Below are 5817 nucleotides of genomic sequence, written 5' to 3'. Positions count from 1 at the left end.
TGAACTACGAATTGTCTATGATACATACAATTACGAAGGGCTTTTGCTTCTGCTTGTGAGTAAGCTCCCCAACTGCCTCCCCAACCATCCCACATATAACCCCAATCCCTATTTAGATCAACGCCGTTCCCATTATATCTAATATCGTGAATACGACCATAAGGGTTGACGCAATAATATAACCAAATCTCATGATTATCAATCAGGTCTGTAATTGTAGGGTCGCTGCCATAACCAATGCAAAGGTCTCGCGCAAATCTAATTACATTCTCAGAACAACCAATCTCATCACCGTGAATTCCACCATCAAACATAACTTCTGCTTCATTCTCATTTATATCAACATTATCAGTTATTTTGAGGGCTCCAAGTTCATATCCTTCACCTGTATAGCCAAAAATGTGCTTCTCACAAATATCAGGGAAATTTCCTGCAAGACTATCTGCTAATGAAACTATCTCGGGAAAAGTATGATAAGCATCTCGGGTTCTATCCATACTTGACCAAAATACACTTGAGGTTCTATTTAAATCTGCATCTAATATCTCATATTCTAAACCTGTGATTTTTAACTTCTCTAATTCATCTGGAGTTAAATATACTCTTGCAAACCCAGGATAAACATCACCATTGAATCTAAAAGAATATAATATTTGGTAATCCTCTTCTGTATAAAGATTAACCTTTACTTCCATCTCATCTTTTCTCCACGCAAAGGATTGTGAAGTAAAAAAGATAGCGATCAATACAAAAATTAATAAGACTCGTTTCATATTTCTTCCTTAATTGAATTATTTTAACATATTTTTGATATTGATTTTTTTATTGTCAACTTTCAAAATTATCCACAAATAATGTAAAAATAGATATCGGGATTATTTGCTATCACCGCTGTCCAAAATGGCGTCCATTCTTAAACCATAATTATAAAAATGAATTGATTGACAAATTTTACTTATCTTGCAATTATAACAAATTAAAGGGAAAAACTATCTTTTCCTTTTACTTCACTGAATTTTCTGGAGAATTAAATTATGGATGACTTAAAAAAATTAACTTTAAAATCTTTACTTAACTATAGTGCAAAGAAATACTCTGATAAACCTGCATTGTCTTTTGTATCGGGAACTCCAATATCTTATTCTGAATTACGAGAAAGTGTTCAGGAACTATCAAAGTTTTTGCATCATCATGGAATAATTGTTGGTGATAAGGTAGCAATACTAAGTGAAAACAATCCGAATTGGGGAATAGCATATTTTGCTATAACTACAATGGGAGCAATTGCAGTTCCTATACTTCCAGATTTTCATGTTACCGAAGTTCATCACATACTGAGACATTCAAATTGTAAAGCAATCTTCGTTTCGGAAAAATATTATGAAAAAATCGAGGACTTCAGAAGTGATACACTTTCGTCAATCATCTTAATAAATGATTTCAGTCTTATACCACTTGAGACATCAAAAGTAGTTCTAAAAAAATTAATACTTGAAGGAAGTAAAGAAATTGCAAAGATAAAAGAAGCAGCATTACGGTTAACAAAAATCATATCTCCAGAAGTGCAAGAGGATGACATTGCTGTTATTATTTATACATCTGGAACTACAGGTCATTCAAAGGGGGTTGTTCTAACTCACAAAAACATTGTTTTTGATGCGATTGCAACTCTTAAAATTCAAAATATCACAACTGATGACCGTTTACTCTCTATCCTTCCTTTACCTCATACTTATGAGTGCACTATTGGTTTTATAGTTCCACTTATACGAGGAGCTTGTATTTATTATCTGGAAAAACCACCAACAGCAAGAGTCCTTTTGCCAGCGATGCAAAAAATAAAACCAACTATGATATTAACCGTTCCTCTTATTATTGAAAAAATATTTAAAACAAAAATATCACCAAATTTTACTCATAATACAATTATTAGAAAACTATATCACTTCCCACCAATAAGAAAAATATTACATAAATTAGCCGGCAAGAAGCTAATGAAATCTTTTGGAGGAAAGTTAAGATTTTTCGGTATAGGCGGAGCTTTATTATCACCAGAAGTAGAAAAATTCCTTAGAGAAGCAAAATTTCCGTATGCAATTGGATATGGTCTTACAGAGACATCGCCTTTAATAGCAGGTTCAAGTGCAGAAATGACAAAATATCGTTCAACTGGCTATGTGATACCAGGTGTTGAGGTACAAATCATTAATCAAAATAAGCAAACAGGAGAAGGTGAAATTGTTGTAAAAGGCGATAATGTAATGAAGGAATACTACAAAGACCCCGAAGGAACCGCAAATGTATTCACAAAGGATGGTTGGTTTAAAACAGGTGATTTGGGTTTATTGAAAAGGAATAAATACCTTTATATAAAAGGTCGTTTAAAAAATATCATTGTTGGCCCAAGCGGAGAAAATATATATCCAGAAGAAATTGAATCAGCAATTAATGAATGTAATTATGTATTTGAATCCCTCGTTTTTCAAAAGCAAGAAAAACTTATGGTTCGGGTTTACCTTAATTACGAAGAAATTGACCGCGAATTCGCACATCACAAATTCACAGAGACACAATTAAAAAAGAAAATTTCTGAAATCCTCAATAATATTAGAACTGATGTAAATGCAAAAGTTTCAAGTTTTTCAAAAATTTATAATATTATAGAACAACAAGAACCTTTCAAAAAAACTCCTACACAAAAAATCAAAAGATATCTCTATGTCTAAATTGTGGTTTCGTCACGGATCCGTCTCCGTCCCGAAAAAATCGGGACTACTATGTGACGACTCTACCCGTGCTTCGGATGGCCTGTCTCGTCTCCCGATATATCGGGAGACGGGCTATGCCCAGACGAATGGACAGTAAAATGAGCCGTCAGGGATTCATCCTTCGTCCCGATTATATCGGGACTACGCCTGTCCGCCGTAATACTATGGAAGGCGGGAAGAATGGACCATTCCCTGACGGTAGCAGAAACTCGACTCGGGCTCTGCACTGCGAGCTCGAGTCGGGTTTTAATGGTTTAAGATAACAAACAAAAAGACCCATCCTTCCAGTCTCGGCCAGGCCGAGCCTAGACGGGTAGAATTAGAATGGGTCTTTATAATATGGAAGTATTTACAATTTATCTTAACAGAAGCATCTTCTCAATTAATATTTTATCCTTAGTTGTTTGAATCGACTCGTAAGTTTACCACGTAGGGAAAACCTTTGTTTCGAGTCGTCCCCAATTTAATTGGGGACGCCTTACGACTCGAATCCCCTCTATTGAAAAATATTCTTTCCTTTCTCCGTATTCCGTTTTCCATTATTCACCAAACAGATGGAATCCCACACCAATTAAATTGTTGCTTTATTCTTCCCAGTCTTCAATCCTCAAATTATCTATTCTAGAAAATTCGCGAATATTATGAGTAACTACAATCAATTGGTTAGATAGAGCAATAGATGCGATTAATAAATCATAAGGACCGATTGGTGTTCCCTTTTTTTTAAGAGTAAATCGAATCTCACCGTATATTCTTGATGAATTATCTTCAAATGCTAATGAGTAAAAAGGTCGAAAAAACTCTTTAATTCTTGCCAAGTTTTTGTCAGGATTAGCACTTTTAAAGGCACCATAAAACAATTCCGCTTTCACGATTGAACACAAGGCTATTTCGTTATAGTTGTGTTGTTCAAATTGATGTTTTATGTTCTCAGAAGAACCGTTTAAATATCGGATACAGGTATTAGTATCTGATAAATATTTCACTTGATTGAATTCCGTATTTCAAAATTCCCCTGTTTCCCACGCTTAATCGGGGAATCAGAAAGAGAACCATAAGTTGAATTGATAAAATCATTCCACGAGAAATCACTATCTAATTCAAAATTCGAGTTTTTCCCTACAGTTAAATCTCTAATTTCATTTGGCTTTTCTAATGATTTTATAATTTTATATAGAATCGTTAAATATTCTTCCGGAATTTTATCAATCTCCAATTTTAATAATTTTTTATTGATCATTTGTTTATCCCTTTAATCATAAAATCAAAAACAATAATTTCTGTGAATACAAAAACTAATATTTGAAAATTTATGTTAATTAATGCAAAAAAATATTTACTTGTCAAATTTTTTACTTACAGAAAACTGTTTTTCTTTACATTATTTAAACCTTTGACATAAGTTACAATTTACAATGCAGAATGTTATATTACTTTTTAATAATTCTAATGGTTTAGAGAAAAAGCAAGTAATCTGCTATTTAATTTCTAAGATTATTTCTTAAAGGAAGCATTTTGATGAGCAAATTTACTTATGTGATAAAAAGAAGTGGTGCAATAGTCCCATTTAATAAAAATAGGATAATGAATGCAATTTATCGTGCTGCCGTTGCAGTCGGTGGTAGAGATAAAAATAAAGCTGAATGGTTGGCAGAGCAAGTTGTAAAAAAATTAGAAGAAATTTATCCTGATGGATATAAGCCACACATTGAAGAGATTCAAGATGTGGTAGAAAAAATTTTAATAAAAAACGGGCATGATAAAGTTGCTAAAAAATATATTTTATACAGAAATGAAAGGAATAGAAAGCGAAAAGAAAAATCTAAAAAAGCATCTCAACCATCAGTTAATATCCCCTGGTCAAAATTATGGAAAATCTTAAATTGGGCTATAGAACATAATCTAAATACAATTGAATCATTAAATAAAAGAATCGCAAATGGAGAATTCCCACACATTGTCCATGAATCTGAATCAGCTTATGAGGACGAAGTTGTAACTGCTTGCGACTTGATAACTGAAAAAAGTAAAGATATACAAATGGTAATTATTAGCGGTCCGTCATCTTCCGGGAAAACAACAACAACAATTAAAATTAAAAATAAATTAAAAAAAATTGGCATGAAATTCGTTCCCCTGAATGTTGATAATTATTTTTATGACCTTGAATTACATCCAAAAGACGAATTTGGGGATTATGATTTTGAAACACCACAAGCATTAGATTTGAAACTTGTTAATGCTCATATCTTGAAATTACTAAATGGAGAAGAAATTTTAATCCCATTATATGATTTTAAGACAGGAACTCGTAAACCAAATCAAATAAAGATGAAACTCAATAAGAATGAAGTTCTTTTAATTGATAGCTTGCATGGTTTATATCCAGAATTTGCCAAAGAAATTCCTGATGAAAATAAATTCAAGCTTTATCTTGAACCTTTATTGCAAATGAAAGATAATGATAATAAATATATCCGATGGTCTGATATTCGCCTTATGCGAAGGATGCTCCGTGATTCTGTTTATAGAGCGTATAATCCACAGCAAACATTGGCGCATTGGCATTATGTTCGCTCAAGTGAAATGCAAAATATCATACCACAAATAAATACAACAGATTTTATTATTAACAGTGCAATGCCTTATGAATTCCCTATTTATGCGAATAGACTGACAGATTCCTTTGCCCAATGGGAAAAACAGTTCAAAGGCAATCCCCTTCGTGAAGATGCTTATAAACGTGCTTCAAGAATAGCACACATTTTGCAATCTGTTGAGCCAGTTAAAGATGACTCAGCAATTCCCGGAGATTCTGTTATTAGAGAATTTATTGGTGGAAGTAAACTTGGTTATTAATTGTATTATAAGAGATATTTTATTTAACTCAAGTTTCGCAGAATATATTATAAAAGGTTAAATATGATTTTTTTATGTAATTTTCACTCCTGTGAAACTTCACTTATTTAATTTCAATAATTGACGATGATTATATTGTTCAATAAACTGACAAGAATGTTAATATTAAAAAATAATAGAAATAATCTTC

The 5817-nt window shown here is 32.4% G+C and carries 5 protein-coding genes; 2 read left to right on the top strand and 3 right to left on the bottom strand.

The window, feature by feature from the left end; genetic code table 11:
- Nucleotides 1–773 (bottom strand): M14 family zinc carboxypeptidase (locus tag U9R23_08030; GenBank protein MEA3476368.1); only part of this gene is annotated, 773 nt, incomplete at its 3' end.
- A 261-nt stretch (nucleotides 774–1034) separates the two neighbouring features.
- On the opposite strand from U9R23_08030, the gene U9R23_08025 reads away from it, so the two are divergent.
- Nucleotides 1035–2726, top strand: coding sequence for an AMP-binding protein (locus U9R23_08025; GenBank protein MEA3476367.1), 1692 nt, complete (start codon nucleotides 1035–1037; stop codon nucleotides 2724–2726).
- A gap of 626 nt (nucleotides 2727–3352) precedes the next feature.
- Here U9R23_08025 and U9R23_08020 read toward each other — a convergent pair.
- Nucleotides 3353–3754, bottom strand: a complete 402-nt coding sequence (locus U9R23_08020; protein MEA3476366.1) for a type II toxin-antitoxin system VapC family toxin — start codon at nucleotides 3752–3754, stop codon at nucleotides 3353–3355.
- The gene (locus U9R23_08015; GenBank protein MEA3476365.1) at nucleotides 3751–4008 is read right to left on the bottom strand and encodes a hypothetical protein; all 258 of its coding nucleotides are present in this window, start codon (nucleotides 4006–4008) and stop codon (nucleotides 3751–3753) included. The genes U9R23_08020 and U9R23_08015 overlap by 4 nt, the downstream gene beginning before the upstream one ends.
- A gap of 278 nt (nucleotides 4009–4286) precedes the next feature.
- Between U9R23_08015 and U9R23_08010 the strand changes: the two genes are divergently transcribed.
- The gene (locus U9R23_08010; protein ID MEA3476364.1) at nucleotides 4287–5627 is read left to right on the top strand and encodes an ATP cone domain-containing protein; all 1341 of its coding nucleotides are present in this window, start codon (nucleotides 4287–4289) and stop codon (nucleotides 5625–5627) included.
- Nucleotides 5628–5817 lie beyond the last annotated feature (190 nt).

It is taken from the genome of Candidatus Cloacimonadota bacterium, assembly GCA_034722995.1.
Lineage (GTDB): Bacteria > Cloacimonadota > Cloacimonadia > JGIOTU-2 > JGIOTU-2 > JAGMCF01.
The sequence above is the reverse complement of the archived record's forward strand: the minus strand, read 5'-3'. Positions and strand labels throughout refer to the sequence as shown.